The organism is Agrobacterium sp. D14 (genome assembly GCF_001526505.1).
Lineage (GTDB): Bacteria > Pseudomonadota > Alphaproteobacteria > Rhizobiales > Rhizobiaceae > Agrobacterium > Agrobacterium leguminum.
Map to the genome: position 1 here is coordinate 31680 of NZ_ASXX01000008.1, position 20221 is coordinate 51900.

The following is a 20221-nucleotide window of genomic DNA, read 5'->3' on the forward strand; positions in this document are numbered from 1 at the left end:
CATATTTTATATGCAAAAGATCACTTTTGCGGAATATGGCGGCGTGTCAACGGAAATGCTTGGTGTTAACGTCTGAAGACAAGGTCAATTTTCGAATGACCCTGTCAGATTTTGCTGAGATCATCAGCGTTTGCCGCTGCCAGGGAGGGCAGAGGCCGGGAGGAGAGAGACATGAAACATCAAGCCAGACTGCTGGCGGTTGCCGCATGCCTTTTGGCGTCCGCTGCATATGCCGAGGATTTCCACGGGTTCGATCCGCTGAAATTCGATGGCAACATGCTGTCAGCCGACAATCTGAAAGCGATGGCCGCGGATGCCGCCAAAGCCACGCCGCCGAAGAACGGCAAGGCCTACAGCATCGGTTTTGCCAATCTGCAACGCGACATCGCCTTCGGCGTCCTTGTCGAGAAAGGCATCCAGCAGAATGCGGATGCGGCAGGCGTCGAACTCGTCATTGCCGACAACCGCCTCGATGGGCCGACCGCGCTGGCCAACGCCAAATCCTTTACCGAGCGCAAGGTGGATTACGTCATCGAATTTCAGACCGACGCCAATTTCGGTCAGGCCGTGATGGACGTCTTCAAGGCGGATGGTACGAAGGTGACGGCGATCGACATCCCGATGCCGGGTGCCAGCTTCTTCGGTGTCAACAATCCGAAGTCCGGCTTCATGGGTGGCTCCTATCTGGCAACGGCAGCACAGAAGAAATTCGGGGCTGATGCGGTCAAGACCGGCTATCTCGTCATCGGCGCCCTGCCCCAATCCGGCGTCATCCCACGCATGCGCACGGAAGGCCAGAAGGCCGGCTTTATGGCGCTGACAAAGGATTTCCCCGCCGACCATATCATCGAGATCGACACCAAGAACACGTTGCAGGAATCCTTCGCGCAGATGAACAATGTCATCGGTCGCATTCCGCCGGGCGTGCCGATCCTGCTTATCGCGATCAATGATCAGGCGACCATGGGCATGCTTCAGGCAGTGCGGGCAGCCGGTCGCGTCGATCAGGCGATTGCGGTCGGCAACGGGGCGGATGAAGCCGAGGCGCTGGCAACCGATCCCAACCTGGTTGCCGCCACCGTTCGTTCCCCGGTAGCTACGGCAACTATCTGATCCCGATTGCGCTGTCGGCGCTTGCCGGGAAGCCTGTGCCGGAAGCAACCTTCGTGACCCACCAGATGGTCACCAAGGCCAATATCTGCAAGTTCTACAAGGACTTCCCCTGCGTTGGTGAGGAAGACGGTTACAAGTTCCCGGAAACGGAATTCGCAACCTATCTCGCCGACCTCAAGAAGCAGGACTGGTTGAAGGGCTATGAGGCCATTCTCCCCCAGCAATGAGCGCGATAACGTTCAGGGAGCGTGACATGACTGCCATCCAGAACAATGACGGGAGCCGCAATCCGCGGCTCCAGATTACCAATGTCAGCAAGGCCTTTGCCGGTGTGACGGTTTTGAAGAACGTGTCGCTTTCGGCAGATGAAGGCGAGATCGTCGCGCTTCTCGGTGCCAACGGTGCAGGAAAATCGACGCTGATGAAAATCCTCTCCGGCGTCTACACACTCGACAGCGGACAAATCAGAATTCACGACGCCATCAAGAACATCGCGACACCGCAGGATGCGATTGCGGCGGGCATCCGCCTCATGCCGCAGGAACTTTCCGTTCATCCCGACCTTTCGGTTGCGGAAAACATCGCGCTTGGTTCGATGCCCAGACGGCGATTTGCTGGCATTCCCATGATTGACCGCGCAGCCATGAAAGCTCAGGCACAGGCGCTGCTCGGCCGCTTGCGGCTCGACCATGTCGATCCCGGTCAGCGCATGGGCTCGCTGCCCCTTTCCGAACAACGCATCGTTGAAATTGCCCGCGCGCTCGCTGGCAAGGCTGAAATCCTGATCATGGACGAGCCGACGGCTTCGCTGGGTGAAGCCGATGCCGACAATCTGTTCGGCGTGATTGAGACGCTCAAATCGCAGGGCGTTACAATCATCTACATTTCCCACTATCTCGACGAGGTCTTCCGGCTCAGCGACCGCATCGTGGTGCTGCGCGATGGCGAGGTTCGTGGCCAGTTCGCAACGGGCGAGACCAGTCGCGACGAGGTTTTGAAAGCGATGCTTGGAAGCGAGCTTGGCGACCTCTATCCCGCCAAATCGACGGTACCGGATGCGAAAACTGTTCTCAACGTCGAGGGCCTGTCTCTTCCCGGCTGGCTTGACGACGTGTCGCTGTCCGTGCGGCACGGTGAGGTCTTCGGTGTTTTCGGCCTGATCGGTTCGGGTGCGGAAATGGTCGGTCGGGTCATTTATGGTGCCGAGCCTGCTGCCAGCGCCAGAACGGTACGGCTGAACGATACCGATATCGGCCTGTCAGGCCCTCGAAAGAGCGTGCGCAATGGCATCGGTTTCGTGGCTGCGGAGCGCAAGCGACAGGGCTTGATCGGCAATCTGTCGGTGCGGACCAATACCACGCTGCCTTATCTGCGCATGTTCACGCAATCCGGTGTCGTTGACCAGAAGCGCGAGGATGCCAGTACCAGAGACTGGATCAAGACGCTCAGGATCAAAACCTCGGGGCCGGATCAGGAAATCCGCCTGTTGTCCGGTGGCAACCAGCAGAAGGTCTGCCTTGCCCGTTGGCTGCTGGGAGACCCGAATTTCCTGATCCTCGAAGAACCGACGCGCGGCGTCGATCTGGGTGCCAGACGCGAAATCTACGCGGAGATCCGTCGCCTTGCCGCAACGGGTCTGGCGATCCTCATCGTCTCATCTGATGCGGAAGAAGTGGCGGGTCTCGCAGACCGCAGCATCGTTCTGGACGACGGCAAGGTCGTTGCCGAGCTGGGCTGCGATGCGAGCGCGGCGGACCTGATGCGGGCAGCAGAGCCGCGGTCCGCCGTCCGCGATACCAATGAACTGGAGAAAGCATGATCAAGTCGCCGTCGCCATCCGTTCCGGCAGAACCGGCTGTCTCGAAGAAACAGCACGGCTCCCTCACCGGCCTTCTCGGTCGTCCCGCCGCTGGCATCGTTCTGTTGCTGGTGTTCTATGTCCTGCTTCTGGCTGCTTTCTCGCTTCTGTCACCCTATTTCCTGACGCTGAGCAACCTGTCAAACATCGGCACCAACATGGCCTTCATCGGCCTGATGGCGGCAGCGGGTACGCCGTTGATCATCGGCGGCGGGCTGGATTTGTCCGTCGCAGCCGTCGCCGGTCTCGCCGGTGTCATCGTGGCGCTGATGCATGCCAATGGCATCAATATCTGGGCGGGTTGCCTGACCGCACTCGTCATCGGTTGCGCCGTCGGCGTGCTCAACGGCTTCATCGTCACACGGCTGAAACTCAATCCGCTGATTGCTACGCTGGGGACGATGAGCATTTTTTCCGGCCTCTCCATGGTCATGACCGGCGGCCTGTCGAAACCGCTGTTCGTTCCAGCCTTTAACTGGCTGGGCTCCGGACGCCTCTTCGGCATTCCGTTTCCGATCATCCTGATGCTGCTTGTATTCGTTGTGCTGTGGCTGATCCTGTCGAAGACGCCTTTCGGACGTTTCGTTTATGCCACCGGCGGAAATCCCGAAGCCAGCAGCCTGCTTGGCGTGCCAGTAGAGCGGACGCAGATGATGCTTTACATCGTCTCCGGCCTGTCCGGTGCAGCGGCTGGCATCATTCTGGCCGCAATGCTTGGGGCCGCAGCGCCCAATGCCGCCGGTCAGCATCTGCTCACCATCATCGCAGCCATCATTCTGGGCGGAACCAGCCTGTTTGGCGGACGCGGCAGCGTCTGGGGCACGCTGATCGCCGTTTTGATCCTCGGTACGCTCAACAACGGCCTGACGCTGATGAACGTGTCCTCCTTCTGGCAGGACGTAACCCGTGGCGTCGTCCTGTTGATGGCCGTCGGCCTCGATCAGCTGCGCGTGCGCCTTCAAGGCTGACACCCAAAACATAAGCATCGGAGAACGAGAATGTCAGAACGTCCATTGAAGGCCGGTCTTTTTGGAATTGGTCTGGAGGCCTACTGGGCGCAGTTCGAAGGTCTGGAAGCGCGGCTGCGTGGTTATGTGGATACCGTGGAGGCAAAACTTGCACGCCCTGGCGTGGAGGTCGTCAATCTGGGACTGATCGATACGCCTGAAAAGGCGGTCGAGGCCGGACATCAGTTCCGTCAGGCCGATGTCGATATCATCTTCCTCTACATCACCACTTACGCCCTGTCCTCGACCGTTCTTCCGGTTGTTCGAAGAGCCAAGGTTCCGGTGATCATTCTCAATCTGCAACCCACCGCAGCCATCGACTATGCCACCTTCAACGCGCTTGGGGATCGAACCGCGATGACAGGAGACTGGCTGGCGCACTGCTCCGCCTGCCCCGTTCCTGAAATTGCCAATGTGTTTCACCGCGCGGGCGTCAGCTTTCATCAGGTGACGGGGGTTCTGACCGGCGATCCGATCGTTGAGGATGACATCAATGACTGGATCGAGGCCGCCCGCGTCGCGCATGTGATGGCGCATAACAGGCTCGGGGTGATGGGTCGCTATTACAATGGCATGCTCGACATTTACTCCGATCTCACCGCCCAGGCCGCAGCGTTCGGCACCCATATCGAAGTGCTGGAAATCGATGAGCTGGCGCAGCTGCGGCGCAGTGTGAGCGAGGAGGAAGTCGAAGCCTGCCTGACGACGATAAAGGCTGAATTCGAGGTTCAGCCGGATTGCGACCCGCAGGAGCTTGCCCGTGCAGCCAAAACCGCCGTGGCGCTTCGCAAGCTGGTCGATAAAAAATCACTCGGATCGCTTGCCTATTATTACGAATCCCAGCCCGGCCATGAATATGAGGATATCATAACCTCCGTCATCGTCGGTTGCTCCATGTTGACGGCAAATGGTGTGCCGGTTGCTGGCGAATATGAGATCAAGAACGCGCAGGCCATGAAGATCATGGACAGCTTCGGTGTAGGCGGTTCATTCACCGAATATTACGCCATCGATTTTGCCGCAGACGTCGTGCTGATGGGGCATGACGGGCCGGGACACACAAAAATTGCCGAAGGCCGCACGAAGATTCGCCCACTCAAGGTCTATCACGGCAAGGTCGGCTCCGGCGTCAGCGTGGAAATGTCCGTCAAGCATGGTCCGGTCACGCTTCTGTCCGTTGTCGAGGAAGGTGGTAAGGTCAAGCTGCTGTGCGCCGAAGGCACGTCCGTTCCCGGACCAATTCTGGAAATCGGAAACACGAACAGCCGCTATCAGTTCTCCCTCGGTGCCCGTCGCTTCGTTGAGGCATGGAATGCACAAGGCCCGGCACATCATTGCGCAGTCGGCGTAGGCCACATCGGAAACCGCATAGAAAAGCTTGGGAAACTGCTCAATCTGCAAACGAACAAAATTTGTTGAGTAATGGACAAGCGCCGTTACTGTGATTTTCACTGCGGCGTGCAGATTTCACTCAACGATTTCTTTTTACTGAAATTAGGGAGAGCTATTACAAAAATACAAGCCCACCAATAATGTATCTATAGTTTCCTCATCCATTAGGAAGCGATCGAAATGCGCATCAAGGTAAGCCTCTATTATAAATAAACCGCCCCTGCTGGCACAACTGAGATCTAAATGATGTCTCCTCCAAAGCTAAATAAAGAAGGTCAAATTGATGGACCTCCTCTCAAAGAGTTCCATCGTTATATTAAATTTGATAGTACCTGTATAGTAAAACTCGTTATAGATGAGGCTGAAGGCGCGTCACGAACTATTCAGTTCTCAATGTCGGCCGATCAGTGCCGCGAAATGGCTGAAAACTTGTCGATTTGCGCCTGCGTCATAGAGTCGGAACGACAAGCGCAATCTCAATAGCCACAATTTAAGGTGACAATCTCTTTCCCTATGAAGACTAAGGGAGAGAACATTGCAATTCTTGTCGCAGTTTTGCAGCCTCCCTTTCAGGCCCCTAAACATTAAAGGGGCACAGATATACGGTAAGCGGATCATACCGAGAGCGGCAGGGGTCGAAAGCCTGAATCGTCGAGTCCAGGCTTCTCCTCGCATATGTGATCACCGGTGAGGTTCACGTGCTCCCAGGTAGCGACCCTCTTCGAACTTCATGATTGCCAACGAAGCTGGTCCGAAAGGATCAACTGCCATACTGCGTGAAAATGCTTCCAATCACGGTTGCGTCACTTCGTAAGCGCTGTCCTGACCCCACCTTCCGGATCATTGCTTGATCATTGATGTTCAGCCTCGAAAGAGGGCTTGGACATATGTCGATTTCAGAGCTTACGCTTAAATCCAGGGAAGAGCCGGTACGCCGGTTTGAAGTATTCACTGGCAGTGGCCGACGTCGCGAATGGAGCGACGATCAAAAGGCGCAGATCATTGCGGAGAGTTGCGAGCCTGGCGTGACGGTGTGCTCTGTGGCGCGGCGTCATGGGCTGACGCCGCAGCAATTGTTTACATGGCGACGGCTCGCGCGAAAGCCGCTTGAGGTTCTTGCTGTGGCGGAGGAAGTCCCGATGTTTGCGCCAGCGGTCGTCGTGCCGCCTAAGAAGTCCATACCGAAGAAGGCTCGTCGGACCCGTTCGCCGAGGAAGGTTCCTGCGGATGCGGGCATTGAATTGGAGATTGATGGAGCCAAGCTGCACATCGCATCCGGCACCGATGCCGCGACAATTGCCGCCGTGATCCAGGCCTTGAAGGCTCAGTCGTGATTGGTCCGTCCGGTGCGGTAAAGGTAATGATCGCCACCAAGCCCGTCGACTTCCGCAAAGGTGCTGAGGGATTGGCGGCGCTGGTGAAGGCCGAGATGAGTGCTGACCCATTCTCTGGGACAATCTATGTGTTCCGGGCCAAGCGGACGGACCGGATCAAGCTGATATTCTGGGACGGCAGCGGTGTGTGTCTGGTCGCGAAGCGGCTTGAGGATGGGGAGTTCCATTGGCCTCGAATGCAGGATGGCGCGATGCATCTGACGGCCGCCCAGTTCTCGGCTCTGTTCGAAGGACTGGACTGGAAACGCGTGGCAGCGCCGAGCGAAACGCGCACGCCGATAAAGGCCGGATGACGGGCGCGACCAATTGAATCAGCCCCATTCAACCTCTCGTTCCGAGCGGCAAAATATGCTGTTCTTGGCGCATGACGATGACGGCGGACGAGCTTCCCGATGACCTGAATGCGCTGAAAGCCATGGTGCTTTCGCGCGAGGCGGAGAATGCCCGCCTGCGTCAGATCATTAAGGAATTGCAGCGCCACCGCTTTGGCCGACGGGCGGAGACGCTTCCCGAAGACCAGCTTCTGCTTGGACTTGAAGAAGCCGAGCAGGTCGAAGCGGACGGGCTGGAAGAGAAGGAGCAGGCCTCGGCCGATGTGCGCCAGGAGCGGGTCGCCAAGCGGCGCATGAACCGGGGTTCGCTACCAGCCCATCTGCCGCGCATCGAGATCGTGGTCGATATCGATGATCAAGCCTGCCCTTGTTGCCGCAACGACCTGCATCGGATCGGCGAGGATGTCAGCGAGAAGCTCGACATTGTGCCCGCCCAATTCCGCGTTCTGGTGGTGCGCCGCCCAAAGTATGCTTGCCGGGCTTGCGAGGAGATCGTCGTTCAGGCCCCGGCCCCGGCAAGGCTTATCGAAGGCGGCATTCCGACCGAAGCAACCGTCGCCCAGGTGCTGGTCTCCAAATATGCCGATCACTTGCCACTTTATCGCCAGGCGCAAATCTACAAGCGTCAGGGCATCGATCTCGACCGTTCGACGCTCGCCGACTGGGTCGGCCGTGCCGCCTGGCATCTGCGCCCAGTCCATCAGCGGCTCCTTGATCATTTGAAGTCGTCGTCCAAGCTCTTCGCCGACGAGACGACAGCCCCGGTGCTCGATCCGGGACGTGGCAAGACCAAGACCGGGCAGCTCTGGGCCTATGCGCGTGATGACAGGCCATGGCAGGGCAATGACCCACCCGGCGTCGCCTATGTCTATGCGCCGGACCGCAAAGGTGAACGGCCTATGGCCCATCTCGATGGCTTCGTCGGCATCCTGCAGGTCGACGGCTACAGTGGATATCGCCCGCTTGCGGCAAAGAACACCGTGTCGCTGGCATTCTGCTGGTCCCACGTTCGACGCCGGTTCTATGAACTGGCTGCCGCCGGTCCAGCACCCATCGCCAGTGAGGCGCTCCGACGCATCGCCGAACTTTACAGGATCGAAGACGAGATACGTGGCCGGACCCACGAGGAGCGTCGTGTCGCCCGTCAGGAAAAAAGTTGCCCCATCACCGACGGCCTCGCTCCCTGGCTTCGTGAACAGCTCGGCTACATCAGCCAGAAGACCAAGCTTGCCGAAGCGATCCGCTACGCCCTGTCACGCTGGGATGGCTTGACCCGATTCATCGACGACGGGCGGATCGAGATCGACTCCAACATCGTCGAACGGTCCATCAGGCCAATTGCCCTCAATCGCAAGAATGCATTATTTGCGGGTTCCGACGCCGGGGCCGAACATTGGGCCACCATCGCATGGCTGATCGAGACCGCGAAGCTCAACGATGTTGAGCCTCTGGCCTATCTCTCAGACGTCCTCACCAGGATCGTCAAAGGGCATCCAAATAGCAAGATCGATGACCTGCTGCCCTGGGCCTACACCGCAAAACCCGACATCAAAGCCGTGGCCTGAAAACAGCGCTTACGTCACTTCGCCGGATGACGCCAATGCAGGCGAAGATGGTCATCTGATATTCCGACAAGTCAATAAAGAGGGTTTCTTCGCGAGACAAAGATCAGTCGAACTGGGCAGTCGCGGCCAGCATCGCGGAGTACGCAACGCGCGTGGATTGGATACATGTGTCACCACGGCCAAAGGCTCGGCTTTTCATTGATGCGAATGGCGCATCTGCCCCGGCGTCATCCCATAGGTCGTTCTAAATGCCCTGTTGAAATGGCTGATATCATTGAACCCCCAGCTCAAGGCAATCTCCGTGACGGACCGCCTCTTGTTGCCATCGAGCGCTAAGCTGTCTCTCACGCCCTGCAATCTCGTTCTCAGAATGAGACCGACGGGTGAAATGCCGTTTTCCGCGCAGAGCCGCCTGAGAGACCTAGTGGAAATTCCGGCCAGGACCGCCATCTCTGTTTGATTGAACGAAGGGTCCCGCACTCTCTCGATGAGACGATCACGCAACCGCTCAAAAAGCACGCGCCGTGGTGAAAGATCTCCGGTCGATGACAGGACGCCAGTCGCAATAAGATCGAAGGCGGTGCGCTCCATCGGCGAAACGCTGCCTTCGTTGATCTGGCTTCCACGCGCCGCGAGGCTCTGGAGGAAATCCAGCGCGACGGCACCAGCACCCCGTCTTGCGTCGAACGTTCTGGCTGTCAGATTGCCGATGCACGGCATCGTCGAGATCATCCGCTCTCGATCGATCCTCAGCACCAATTGCCTGAATGGCCCGTCGAACCCCAGGGAATAGGGGCGAATGCTTTCGTAAAAGACGAACTCGCCTGGGACTGTCCACGCCTCTCGCTCATCCTGGGTTACACGCCCGCACCCTGATAGCTGAAAGGCAACCAGTACTACCTCCTGCTGGTCGGTCCGAATGTGTCGCCGCGTTCGCTCTGTGAGCTGAGCCGTGGAATCCACCAGGCTTAGGCTATGCCTGTGCGGAAAAAACTCCTGGACCGAGCCATAAAAGCCGGCCGCCTCGGACTTGCTTTCGAGGCGTACATAGGTTGACCACAACTGTTCTTTCCAAAGCAAAAGAGCTTCGGATTTCGCAGACATCATTTGGCTTGCTTTCGATTACCCTGTTTAACGTGGGCATTTTCTCCCGGATTATAAAGCAAGAATCGTGCCGTGCACGTCGAATGGCCGTTTCTGACAATAATGGAGGCCAGTCTGTCCAAGTGCGAAGATGTGCACTGTGGCACGACTGTTCCCTAAGTTAGAAAAGAGGGAACCGTCATGCTCACCAAATACAAAGTTGCGGCCGTGCAGGCCGCACCGGAATTTCTCGATATCGAAAAGGGTATCGAGAAGGCGATCGGCCTCATTGAACAGGCCGCTTCAGAAGGGGCGTCACTCATTGCCTTCCCGGAAGTCTGGCTGCCGGGCTATCCCTGGTGGATCTGGCTCGATTCACCAGCTTGGGGGATGCGGTTTGTCGGCAAATACTTCGCCAATGCCATGGAGATTGGCGACGTCCACTATGAGCGGCTGAGGGCCGCGGCGGCAAGACATTCGATCCATGTAGTCATGGGCTTTACGGAACGGGCAGGCGGCAGCCTTTATCTTGCGCAGGCGCTTTTCAGCGACAGCGGCGAGGTTATCGCCAATCGCCGCAAGCTCAAACCGACCCACGCCGAGCGTACGGTCTTCGGCGAAGGCGATGGATCGCATATCGCCGTGCATTCGACAAAGCTGGGCCGGCTAGGCGCGCTGTGCTGCGCCGAGCACATTCAGCCGCTGTCAAAATATGCAATGTACTCACAAAACGAGCAGATCCATGTGGCAAGCTGGCCAAGCTTCTCCGTCTATCGCGGCGCTGCGTTCCAGTTGAGCTCCGAGGCCAACCTCGCCGCCAGCCAAGTCTATGCGCTCGAAGGCCAGTGCTATGTGCTGGCGCCTTGTGCCTTGGTTTCAAAGCCGATGATCGAGATGCTAGTGGACACGCCGGCAAAACAGAACTTGCTGCTTGAAGGTGGTGGCTTCACGATGATTTTCGGGCCGGACGGCTCTCCTCTGGCAGACGCAATCCCGGAAACCGAGGAGGCGATAATGTATGCGGACATTGACCTCGGTTTCATTGGGGTCGCCAAGGCGGCCTATGATCCCACAGGCCACTATTCCCGTCCCGATGTCCTGCGCCTTCTGTTCAATAAGCGTGAACAGCCACGCGTCCAGTCTTTCGACCCGGAACTTGCCGAAATCGAATGACAGTGCCGGTCGGAGCCGGTTCGGAGACGACACTGGCATTCACGCCTCAAAAGGAGGAAACCATGACGGACAAACCTACTATCGCCTGGTGCACGGCTTCTGGGACGGAGAGAGCCATTGGGGGAAGGCCGTACTCGAACTGGGGTCCACAAGGATCATCAGTCGATTCACGCCGTCGAACTGCCGCTGACGCCGCGGGTGGAGGACGCGGAACGTACCCGCAAAATGTGGCCCAACAGAAGAAGCCCGTCTTGCTTGGTGGGCCATTCATACGGCGGCACGGTCAAAACGGAAGTCGGGGATCAGCCGAATGTGGTAGGACTCGTCTACATCGCCGCCTTTTGCACCCGATGCCGGCGAAAGCCCAGGCGGCATCACCCAAACAGCATCTCCAACGGCGATGGCCAATATCGAGCCGGACAGCGATGGTTACCTCTGGCTCAAGGTTGACAAAGTCCATGAAAGCCTGCCGGGTATGACGCCTGAGGAGGCGCTCGTCATGGCGGCCACCCAGGGGGCGCCGCTGGCCAGTACCTTTGTAGATGCCGTTTTCGCCCCGGCCTGGAAGAGGAAGCCGTCGTGGTATCAAATATCCAGCGACGACCGGATGATTGCCCCCGAAATCAGGTGGCAATGTCGGCACGTCTGAATGGCCGGAAAGTCATTACGTAGAAGCCAATTGCTTATACCGTCGTCGTGCGGGGTATGTCAGGACTGGCCATTACTTTCGCTCGGATGTCCGCGTTGCGACACGTAGAACACGCTTGAAATGTTCGTCCTCAGCAGTTCGTTCCATTTCTCGAGCGGAAACTTGTCCAGCGGCGAGCGAAACTGCATTCCGGCATTATTTATCAGGATGTCGATCGGACCGAAACGCTCCTCAATAAGACGGACACCATCCTCCGCTGCCTTCGCGTCCGTGACATCGAACGCGGCGGCTTTAACCTTGGCACCTGCTGGTTCAAGCCCCCTTCGGGCGGCCTCCAGCTTCGCGGGATCGCGGCCGTTCAGCGTGACGCTAGCGCCGTAACTCGCAAGTCCCTCGGCAATCGCCAGTCCGGCGCCCTGGCTTGATCCGGTGACGAGGGCATGCCTACAGTCCAGATTGAAGAGCGTTCTTTCCAGCATGCTCAAGCATTTCCCTGGACGCTAGGGTGGCTTGATTCCAGCTTTGTGATACGGTGTGTCAGCTCGGTTGCCGAGGCTTGTTCGCCAACGGCCATCCTACCCATGATGAGGCCATGGGATACGACAACCACTTCGTCACCAACGTCGTACATTTCCGGGACCTCCGTGCAGAATAGAACGACTGCATGACCTTTCGCGGCATAGTCCCGAAGGATTGCATAGATATCCCGTTTGCTGCCGAAGTCTACCCCGCGTGTCGGCTCTTCGATCACGAGAAGTTCTGCCCCATATTCGACCGCAGCACTCACGACCACCTTCTGCTGGTTTCCGCCACTCAGCGAGGTGATGGGATGATTGATGCTTGCGGTCTTAACAAAGTATTTCTTGACCGCAGCTTCGGCCCGTGCCGCAATCTTCGAGCGGGAAAGGAAAGGAACGGGATTGCTCAGCGATGACCAGTCGAGCCGGGCGACAAGGTTATCGCCGACGCTGAGGTTTTGGAAGACGGTCGAACGCCGGCTTGCGGCGACATAGCTGACGGCAATCTCCTTTCCATCCTTCCGCCTGGCGTTCATGTTGCCGCTGATCGGGCTGTGGCGGCCAAGGGCGCGGACAAGTTCGCGGGCTCCGGAGCCTTCGACGCCTGCGACAATCGTCACTGTTCCCGGCACGATCCTCAGATCGATCCGATCAAAGCTGCCGGCCGGATCGAAGCAGCCGTCCAGCGATACCACAAAAGACGGGTCGAGCGCTGCCTCGCGGGTTTCCGTCCGCAATGTTGCCTCTGTCACATTAAGGCCATGAGTAAGTTCCCTGACAATCGCCATTTCTGTCATGCGATTGCCTGAGAGGTCGGCCTGAATAGTGCCGTCGCGCAGAACGAGAACGCGACCGCAGGAATTGACGAAGTCCTCCAGCCTGTGCGTGATCAGGAGGACGATCTTGCCTGCGTCCGCCAATCGCCGCATGACCGAAAAGAGCGACTTTGACTCCTCATCGGTCAGGGCGGAATTCGGCTCATCGAACAGGAAGATGTCTGCGTCGTACATGATTGCTCTTGCAATCTCGACACGCTGCTGGACAGCAAGCGAGAGATCCGAAAGCTGGTAATGCGCGAAGCGCTCCAATTCGAGCAGTTTCAGCGAAGGCAGGGGATCAACCTGAGGTCGCGGCGAACCCACGGCGGAGGCCTCGCGGCCTACGGCGAGGTTTTCGAGCACGGTCAGGTTCGGCCAGACCTGGGGTTCCTGGTGAACGACAGCGACGTGATCCGTCACCCGGACAACGTTGATGCCGTTCCTATCCAGGGTAATCGAGCCGGAGTCGGGCGTTTCCTCTCCTGCCAGCATGCGGGTGAGGGTGCTCTTTCCAGCCCCGTTTGGACCGGCCAGTCCAACGATGTCCCCCGAGCAAAGTTCCATGGACAGGCCGGCAAGCGCTCTCGTCGGGCCGTAATTCTTGCGCAGTTCGCTTGCCGAAAGCCTGATCATTCGCTTTTCGCCTCCCGCTTTGCGGCGGAACGTTGGGCTGCGCGCCGGATGAGGATCTGAGATCCCTGGTCAAGCCAGACGGCGCCGATGGTGACGATGCCTATGAAAAGGAGCTGCGCGAAGGAGCCGACACCCATCAAGGCAAGCCCGTTCGTCAGTAGCGATAGCAGAATAGCGCCAAGCAGGGTGCCGACGATGGTTCCGCGCCCGCCCGCCAGACTTGCACCGCCGATGACGACAGCCGCAACGACCGAGAATTGCAGTGAGCCAGCTTGCCGCGGGCCGACCGAGCCGACATAGGAGAAGTCGACGATGCCCGCCAGGCCAGCCATCAGTCCGCTGATCAGGAAGACGGCAAGCTTGTACTTGACGATCGGCAGCCGGGCGATGCGGGCAGCTTCAGCATTTCCGCCGATTGCCGCGAGACGAAAGCCGAATACGGTACGATGCCTGATAAACCAGAAGACCACAAAGGAGGCCGCGAGCCAGAGCGTCGCGCTCGGGATGTTCCAAAGAAGCGGGGCCTGTCCGATCGCCTTGAAGAAGGACAGCTCCCAATCTGGCGGCGTCGGATCAGAATAGGCTGGTGTGAATGTCTGTGCGTTGCTGATCAACAGTTGCAGACCTTCGGCGACATTCAGCATTCCAAGTGTGACGATAAAGGAAGGCAGCTTGGCTTTGACGACGAACCATCCGTTCAGAAGGCCCACGAAAGCGGCAATGGCGAGAGAAATGAGCAAGGAGGGGATAAGCGGCAAAGTAAACGGCATCGCTCCACCGCCAAGCCACAGGGTCGCCATCGTGATCGAGGTCAACCCATAGACGGAGCCGACCGAAAGGTCGATTTCGCCAAGCAGAATGATCAGTTTCTGTGCAAAGGCGATCATGGCCAGGGCGACCATCGAACGCAGCAGGGTCGTCAGGTTGTTGATGCCGAGAAACGAGTCGTGCTGGCTCTGCACAAAAGCCGCGATAACGACGATCGCAAGTACGAGCCCCGCCGTGCGCAGCCCGTTGATCATGTTTCCCGGTTTGAGAATGTCGAGCATTGCTCTGGCCCTTTACAATAGTCATGGCGCGGTGAGCGCGGGTGTCGGAGTTGCTGCCCCGAAACGTCGCGTTCATCACCTGAATTCTATTAGAGTGGGCGGCTCGCCGAAGCCAGCCGCCAGGCGCTGGATTATTTGCCGAGTGCAGCCTTCAGGCGCGCCTTGGCCGCTTCGACCGTGATCATCCCTCCTCCACCGTCCTTCGTGATGACGATGGGGTTCAGATACTGAAGGGGATCAGCCGGGACATCGCCCTTTGTCAGATAGGCGACGCACTGCTTGACGGCAGCTTCGGATTGATTGTCGAAGCCCTGGTCGATGGTGACGAGCGTGCGGCCCGCTTCGATGTCGTCGAGAATTGCTCCGCTGACGTTGAATCCTGAAGTGTACGACTTGCCCGTCAAGCCGAGATTGTTGATGACGCGGGCAACACCCTCGACACCCTGGTCCGTGTGGAAAAACAGGTTGACCTTCGGGTTGCCCGTCAGGAACGGCGTGACGCTATCGATGACTTCCGCGGTTGTATAGTTGCGGCTCGTCGGCAGGCCGGTCTTGTAGTCATTGAAGAACTTTACATCGGGGTAGGAAGCCTTGAAGCCTTCCTGGAAGCCCTGCATGCGACCCTGTGCCCACGGCTCGTCCGGGCCGCCGCTGCCGAGGGCGACCTCGGTGATTGTAAGACCTTTTTCCTTGACCAGCTTTGCGGTGGCTTCGCCGTTGAAGCGCCCGGCAGCCACCTCGTTCAGTGCCGAGAAGGCAAAGCGCTTGGATTTGGCAGCATCGTTGTTCAGCGTCATGGCCGGAACGCCAGCATCGACGTAGCGGTTGATGATCGCGTTGAACTGGTTGGGGAGTGGTGCCTGGACGCCAAGGCAATCGACTTGATCGGAGTTCAGGAGCGTTTCGAGTTCGTTGATCTGCTGCGCCGGGTCTGGGTTGACCGGGCCGACCAGCCGGCAATTTGCCTTGAGGCCGGCCGCCTTGGCGTCTTCGCATCCCTTGTCGGTTCCGAATTTAAACTGGGCACCGGAAATCGGCACGCCCGTGCCGGCGACCTGAATGACGATGTTGATCGGCTTTCCGGCTTTCAGTTTGTCGGCGATGCGCGGTGCAAGCTTGAAGTCGCCCCAAGGGAACTTGTGCGACATGACTGCATCGGGAACAGCCTTATTCTGAGCGGCGACCGGCGCGATCGCGCTTGCGGAAAGAAGGGCAGCAAGAATGGCAATGCGAGAATTGGTTTTCATGGAGTTGACCTTTTCACCTCTGAAGGAACAGCCCTATTTTTGTTTTTATATGGCATGTGTATCGGTACACAATTAAATTGGGAAGTCAATTGCAATTTCAAAATATGGCGCATCTTTCATCAATTATCTACGTCGCACAAATATTATTCAATTCCCCAATTTCAAAACAATATGGAGTTAAAACAGTGATTTAAGTCAATATTTAATGCCGAACCGTGCGGTAACGCGTCAATTTGGCTGAAAATTCGTGGTTGACATAATCGCATCTTTTGTAGATCGATACACTAAATCGGATACAAACCACGTGTAATTAGGGGAACGTACGAAAGTACGTCTTAGGAAGGCTATCATGGATAACCAATCTCGTTTCATGCTCGGTATCGATGTCGGCGGCACGTTCACCGACTTCGTCGCCTATGATCGCGAAAAGCGCACCATCGATGTGTGGAAGGTCAGGTCTGTGCCGACGGATCCCGTCGTGGGCATCCTGAACGGCCTTTCCGAGTTCGAGCACAGGGACGAGATCGACTATGTCCGCCTTGGTACGACCGTCGGCACCAATGCAGTGCTCGAGCGCAAGGGCGCGACGGTTGCCTATGTCACGACCAAGGGCTTTCGCGATATTCCCTTTATCCAGCGCGGAAATCGCCGTTACCACTATGACATGAGCTGGGTGAAGCCGACGCCGCTGGTTAAACGAAGCCATTCTTTCGAGCTGACCGAACGTCTCGATGCTAAGGGCAATGTGCTCATCCAGCTGGACGAGGGCGAGGTTCGCGCGCTGGCGGCGACCATTCGCGCCACGCCCGATATCCAGGCAGTTGCCGTCTGCACCCTGTTTTCATACGTAAATCCCGTTCACGAGCTGCGCATCAAGGCGATCCTCGCCGAAGAGCTGGCGGGTCTGCCGATCACGGCGTCCTATGAAATCCTGCCCAAGTGGAAGGAATATGAACGCGCATCGACCGCCATCGCCGATGCCTATCTGAAGCCCGTCGTCACCCGTCAGCTTGCCAGCATGCGCAAGCGGCTGGACGAAGCGAAGATGGATGCCAATGTCGTCGTCATCAAGTCGAACGGTGGTGAGATGACGCTGGAAGCGGCCGCGAATGCGCCGGTCAATCTCGTTCTCTCCGGTCCAACCGGCGGCGTCATTGCCAGCCGCTCCGTTGCCAAGCTCACCGGCATCGATAACCTGGTCACCATCGATATCGGGGGAACCTCGAGCGATGTGGCCACCGTGCTAAACGGTCGCGAACGCTTCACCACGGCATTCGAGATCGAGTGGGGCATGCCGATCCAGATCCCGATGATCGATATCCGCACGATCGGCGCCGGTGGCGGCTCAATTGCCTGGATCGACAATGGCGGCATGCTGCGCGTCGGCCCGCAGAGCGCCGGAGCGAACCCGGGTCCGGCCTGCTATAGCGGCGGCGGAACGCTTCCGACCGTGACGGATGCAAACGTCGTGCTCGGCCGCATCGATCCCAACAACTTCCTCGGCGGTCGCATGAAGCTCGACGCCGAAGCCGCGCGGCTTGCTGTCTCGAGAGTTGCTGACCAGCTCGGCCGCAGCATCGAGGATACCGCATTGGCAGTCCTCAAGATCGCCAACAACAACATGGTCGGCGCGCTTCGCACCGTCCTCATCGAACAGGGCCTGGATCCCCGCGATTTCACACTTGCCGGCTTTGGTGGTGCGGGCCCTCTCCACACCAATGACCTTGCCGCCGACATGGGAATTCCAAGAGCTCTCGTTCCCAATCACCCCGGTCAGTTCTCGGCGTCCGGCTTTATCCTGACCGACGCGCGCGTCGATCGCCAGCGCACCACGCACATTACCAGCAGGCACTATGACCCGACTCTTGGCCAGTCCATCCTTTCTCAGTTGATCGCCGAGGCGACGGCTGAGCTGCATGAACAGGGCTACACCACTGACATCGAGGGGCATTATCTGCTCGAAATGCGCTACCTCGGCCAGAACTATGAACTGGAAATGCGAATCGACGAAACTGCATTCGAGGCTGCCGATGGCACCGCACTGTGGGAAGCATTCCATCGGGCACACAAGGCCCGCTTCGGGTTTTCTTCGCCCGGCGACATCATCGAAATCGTAAGCTGCGCAGTCACTCTGGTGGCAACGACGCCGAAGCCGGACATCCTTCGCCTGGAACGCGCCGCGGGAGCCGCGAAGCCGAAATCAGCACGTTCGGTCTACTTTGCCAACGGCTCGCATCAGGCGCCGGTCTACGATCGTGGCGATCTCATGTTCGGAGACGTCATTCCCGGCCCGGCGATCATCGAAGAACCTGCGTCAGTGACGGTGCTCAATCCCGGCAGCGCGCTGTCCGTCGATGAGTTCGGCAATCTGATCATCGACATCCTCGCCTGAGCCCAGTCATTCCCCGGCGCTTGCGTGGATGGCTCATCCGCAGGCCCGACATACCCGGAGAAATCAAATGCGTTTTTCTGAAAACGGCTACTACATCGAAAAATATCTGAAATGCGCCAATTGCGGTCAATTGCTCTACGGTGTGTCCGACGAGCGCCTGCATGGCGGCCATACGCTCTACTGCAGTGAGTGGTGCGAAAGCTGGGATGGCCTGCGTGCCGATCGGTCCGCCGGCATTTCGCTGCCGTTCGAGCCATCCGCGTTATCGGCGTCCACGAGCACGCGGCTTGCGCCACTCGATCCCGTGACCATGAATATCCTTGAATCCACTATGGTCTCGGTTTGCCGCGAGATGGGCATCTTGCTCATGAAGACGTCCTATTCGACGATCTTCAATGAGGGCCTCGATTTCACCTGCGCCTTCGCCGACAAGGACGGCGAGATGATCGCGGTCGCCGAGTTCAATCCGGCCATGATCGGCGGCATGCCGATCCTGATGAAGAGCTGTGCCCAGGAGATCGATTTCGAGACGCTCGAAGAAGGCGACATCATCCTGCACAACGACTCCTATCGTGGCGGTCTGCATCTTCCCGAGCATACCTTCTTCAAACCAGTCTTCATCGATGGGGAACTGATGGGATTTGCCGTCTGCATCGGCCACATCGCCGAAATCGGTGGCATGGTTCCCGGCGCTTTCGCTGGCGAAGCCACGGAGGTGTTCCAAGAGGGCCTGCGTGTGCCGCCGATCAAAATCAAGAAGGCGGGAAAGGATGTCGATGAGGTCTGGAAGCTGCTTCTCGCAAACGTCCGTACGCCTCGCCAGAATTATGGCGATCTTCGCGCGATGATCGCCAGCGTCGATCTCGGCGTGGACCGCCTGACGGCCGTTATCAACAAGTACGGCAAGAATATCTTCAAGCAAACATGCCTCGACCTGATGGACTACTCCGAACGCCGCATGCGTGCCGAGATCGCTTCCTTCGGTGACGGCATGTACAGCTTCGAGGATACGGTCGAGGATGACGGCATCACGGCGCAGTCCTACAAGGTTGCCGTCGATGTCTTCGTGCAGGGCGACGAGTTCATCGCCGATTTCCGCCGTACGGCCAAGCAAGCACGCGGTCCGATCAATGCCACGTATGGCGTGACGACAAGCGCCACCTATAATGCCGTCCTGCACATGACGGACCCGAGCATTCCGAAGAACTCCGGCTGCTTCCGCCCTATCAAGGTCGTCTCCCCGCCCGGCACAGTCGCCAATGTCGACTTCCCCGCGCCAGAAGTTGCCGGAAACACCGAAACTCATCCACGTCTGGCCGGTATCGTTATCGGGGCGATGGCCACCTGCGCGCCTGAGCGCGTCATGGCGGCGGAAGCGGCCACGGGCACCAATTTTGTGTTCGGCGGCCATCATCCCGACTATGACGAGTATTTCGCCTGCTACGATATAATGGCCGGCGGCTGGGGTGGCCGCCAGGGCTTCGATGGCAACAACTGCAATATCGCGATCAACGGCAATTGCCGCTTCAATCCAACGGAAGTCTTCGAAACTCGATTTCCGATCCGCGTTGAAAATTGCGAGCTGATTACGGACTCGGCCGGCGCAGGCGAATACCGCGGTGGTCTTGGCTATGAACGCACGCTCCTGATGACGGATGTGGCGATCACCGGCAGCCAGTGCACGGATCGCCATGCGGTCAAACCCTGGGCGCTTTTCGACGGTAAGGAAGGCGACAACGGTGCGACCCACGTTCTGAAGGCAAACTCCACCGAGTGGCAGAACGTCAAGGATGCCTATGGCAAGCGCTCAACGAGCAAGTACGCCAACATCCGTTTCGAGCCGGGCGATCGTATTCGGTTGCGCACGCCGGGTGGGGGCGGCTTCGGTGCGCCGACCGCGCGTGCAAAGGACGCGATAGAGCGCGACGTTGCTGAGGGCTTCGTTTCTGTCGAAGCGGCAGAGCGGATCTACGGCTGGACCAAGGCCTGACAGGAGGA

16 protein-coding genes and 1 pseudogene are annotated in these 20221 nt (G+C 58.2%); 12 read left to right on the forward strand and 5 right to left on the reverse strand.

Features of this window, described 5'->3' with window-relative positions:
- Positions 1 to 171: 171 nt before the first annotated feature.
- The 8 genes from L901_RS06620 to L901_RS06650 all read left to right on the forward strand — a co-directional run bounded on the left by L901_RS06620 (position 172) and on the right by L901_RS06650 (position 8661).
- A complete protein-coding gene (locus tag L901_RS06620; protein ID WP_245289590.1) occupies positions 172 to 1113 on the forward strand; it encodes a substrate-binding domain-containing protein in 942 nt (313 codons plus the stop codon).
- A gap of 53 nt (positions 1114 to 1166) precedes the next feature.
- Positions 1167 to 1340 (forward strand): hypothetical protein, encoded by a 174-nt coding sequence (locus tag L901_RS27600; protein ID WP_245289591.1) that lies wholly within the window; start codon positions 1167 to 1169, stop codon positions 1338 to 1340.
- Between the two features lie 26 nt (positions 1341 to 1366).
- A complete protein-coding gene (locus tag L901_RS06625) occupies positions 1367 to 2932 on the forward strand; it encodes a sugar ABC transporter ATP-binding protein (protein WP_059754714.1) in 1566 nt (521 codons plus the stop codon).
- The gene (locus L901_RS06630; protein WP_059754717.1) at positions 2929 to 3939 is read left to right on the forward strand and encodes an ABC transporter permease; all 1011 of its coding nucleotides are present in this window, start codon (positions 2929 to 2931) and stop codon (positions 3937 to 3939) included. The genes L901_RS06625 and L901_RS06630 overlap by 4 nt, the downstream gene beginning before the upstream one ends.
- A gap of 30 nt (positions 3940 to 3969) precedes the next feature.
- Positions 3970 to 5397 carry an arabinose isomerase gene (locus L901_RS06635; RefSeq protein WP_059754720.1) on the forward strand — a complete coding sequence of 476 codons (1428 nt, stop codon included), beginning with the start codon at positions 3970 to 3972 and terminating at the stop codon, positions 5395 to 5397.
- A gap of 830 nt (positions 5398 to 6227) precedes the next feature.
- A complete protein-coding gene (locus L901_RS06640; RefSeq protein ID WP_245289592.1) occupies positions 6228 to 6704 on the forward strand; it encodes a transposase in 477 nt (158 codons plus the stop codon).
- Positions 6701 to 7057, forward strand: a complete 357-nt coding sequence (gene tnpB / locus L901_RS06645; protein ID WP_059754725.1) for an IS66 family insertion sequence element accessory protein TnpB — start codon at positions 6701 to 6703, stop codon at positions 7055 to 7057. Before L901_RS06640 ends, tnpB begins: the two co-directional genes overlap by 4 nt.
- A 71-nt stretch (positions 7058 to 7128) precedes the next feature.
- On the forward strand, positions 7129 to 8661 hold the full coding sequence (locus tag L901_RS06650; protein WP_059754728.1) for an IS66 family transposase: 1533 nt from the start codon (positions 7129 to 7131) through the stop codon (positions 8659 to 8661).
- A 195-nt stretch (positions 8662 to 8856) separates the two neighbouring features.
- On the opposite strand, the gene L901_RS06655 is transcribed toward L901_RS06650, so the two are convergent.
- A complete protein-coding gene (locus L901_RS06655; protein ID WP_059754730.1) occupies positions 8857 to 9768 on the reverse strand; it encodes a helix-turn-helix domain-containing protein in 912 nt (303 codons plus the stop codon).
- A gap of 177 nt (positions 9769 to 9945) precedes the next feature.
- On the opposite strand from L901_RS06655, the gene L901_RS06660 reads away from it, so the two are divergent.
- Both L901_RS06660 and L901_RS06665 read left to right on the forward strand, forming a co-directional pair.
- On the forward strand, positions 9946 to 10917 hold the full coding sequence (locus L901_RS06660) for a carbon-nitrogen hydrolase family protein (RefSeq protein WP_020810099.1): 972 nt from the start codon (positions 9946 to 9948) through the stop codon (positions 10915 to 10917).
- Positions 10918 to 10979: 62 nt separating this feature from the next.
- Positions 10980 to 11586: pseudogene (locus L901_RS06665) on the forward strand (alpha/beta hydrolase); the annotation flags it as partial.
- 39 nt (positions 11587 to 11625) lie between these two features.
- On the opposite strand, the gene L901_RS06670 reads toward L901_RS06665, so the two are convergent.
- The 4 genes from L901_RS06670 to L901_RS06685 form a co-directional block, all read right to left on the reverse strand.
- Positions 11626 to 12045 (reverse strand): SDR family NAD(P)-dependent oxidoreductase, encoded by a 420-nt coding sequence (locus tag L901_RS06670; protein WP_245289593.1) that lies wholly within the window; start codon positions 12043 to 12045, stop codon positions 11626 to 11628.
- A 2-nt stretch (positions 12046 to 12047) separates the two neighbouring features.
- The gene (locus L901_RS06675; RefSeq protein ID WP_059754732.1) at positions 12048 to 13535 is read right to left on the reverse strand and encodes an ATP-binding cassette domain-containing protein; all 1488 of its coding nucleotides are present in this window, start codon (positions 13533 to 13535) and stop codon (positions 12048 to 12050) included.
- Entirely contained in the window at positions 13532 to 14584 is a 1053-nt protein-coding gene (locus L901_RS06680) for an ABC transporter permease (RefSeq protein ID WP_020810093.1), read from the reverse strand. Before L901_RS06680 ends, L901_RS06675 begins: the two co-directional genes overlap by 4 nt.
- A gap of 131 nt (positions 14585 to 14715) precedes the next feature.
- Positions 14716 to 15831, reverse strand: a complete 1116-nt coding sequence (locus L901_RS06685) for a substrate-binding domain-containing protein (RefSeq protein WP_059754735.1) — start codon at positions 15829 to 15831, stop codon at positions 14716 to 14718.
- A 349-nt stretch (positions 15832 to 16180) separates the two neighbouring features.
- On the opposite strand from L901_RS06685, the gene L901_RS06690 reads away from it, so the two are divergent.
- Positions 16181 to 18223: a hydantoinase/oxoprolinase family protein gene (locus L901_RS06690; RefSeq protein WP_059754737.1), complete on the forward strand. Its 2043-nt coding sequence runs from the start codon at positions 16181 to 16183 to the stop codon at positions 18221 to 18223.
- A gap of 67 nt (positions 18224 to 18290) precedes the next feature.
- On the forward strand, positions 18291 to 20213 hold the full coding sequence (locus L901_RS06695) for a hydantoinase B/oxoprolinase family protein (RefSeq protein WP_082710517.1): 1923 nt from the start codon (positions 18291 to 18293) through the stop codon (positions 20211 to 20213).
- Positions 20214 to 20221 lie beyond the last annotated feature (8 nt).

Excerpts from the sequence above, each read along its gene's own strand:
- L901_RS06620 (WP_245289590.1), top strand. The coding sequence starts at position 172 with ATGAAACATCAAGCCAGACTGCTGGCGGTTGCCGCATGCCTTTTGGCG.
- L901_RS06625 (WP_059754714.1), top strand. The coding sequence starts at position 1,367 with ATGACTGCCATCCAGAACAATGACGGGAGCCGCAATCCGCGGCTCCAG.
- L901_RS06630 (WP_059754717.1), top strand. The coding sequence starts at position 2,929 with ATGATCAAGTCGCCGTCGCCATCCGTTCCGGCAGAACCGGCTGTCTCG.
- L901_RS06635 (WP_059754720.1), top strand. The coding sequence starts at position 3,970 with ATGTCAGAACGTCCATTGAAGGCCGGTCTTTTTGGAATTGGTCTGGAG.
- L901_RS06640 (WP_245289592.1), top strand. The coding sequence starts at position 6,228 with ATGTTCAGCCTCGAAAGAGGGCTTGGACATATGTCGATTTCAGAGCTT.
- L901_RS06650 (WP_059754728.1), top strand. The coding sequence starts at position 7,129 with ATGACGATGACGGCGGACGAGCTTCCCGATGACCTGAATGCGCTGAAA.
- L901_RS06655 (WP_059754730.1), bottom strand. The coding sequence starts at position 9,768 with ATGATGTCTGCGAAATCCGAAGCTCTTTTGCTTTGGAAAGAACAGTTG.
- L901_RS06660 (WP_020810099.1), top strand. The coding sequence starts at position 9,946 with ATGCTCACCAAATACAAAGTTGCGGCCGTGCAGGCCGCACCGGAATTT.
- L901_RS06670 (WP_245289593.1), bottom strand. The coding sequence starts at position 12,045 with ATGCTGGAAAGAACGCTCTTCAATCTGGACTGTAGGCATGCCCTCGTC.
- L901_RS06675 (WP_059754732.1), bottom strand. The coding sequence starts at position 13,535 with ATGATCAGGCTTTCGGCAAGCGAACTGCGCAAGAATTACGGCCCGACG.
- L901_RS06680 (WP_020810093.1), bottom strand. The coding sequence starts at position 14,584 with ATGCTCGACATTCTCAAACCGGGAAACATGATCAACGGGCTGCGCACG.
- L901_RS06685 (WP_059754735.1), bottom strand. The coding sequence starts at position 15,831 with ATGAAAACCAATTCTCGCATTGCCATTCTTGCTGCCCTTCTTTCCGCA.
- L901_RS06690 (WP_059754737.1), top strand. The coding sequence starts at position 16,181 with ATGGATAACCAATCTCGTTTCATGCTCGGTATCGATGTCGGCGGCACG.
- L901_RS06695 (WP_082710517.1), top strand. The coding sequence starts at position 18,291 with ATGCGTTTTTCTGAAAACGGCTACTACATCGAAAAATATCTGAAATGC.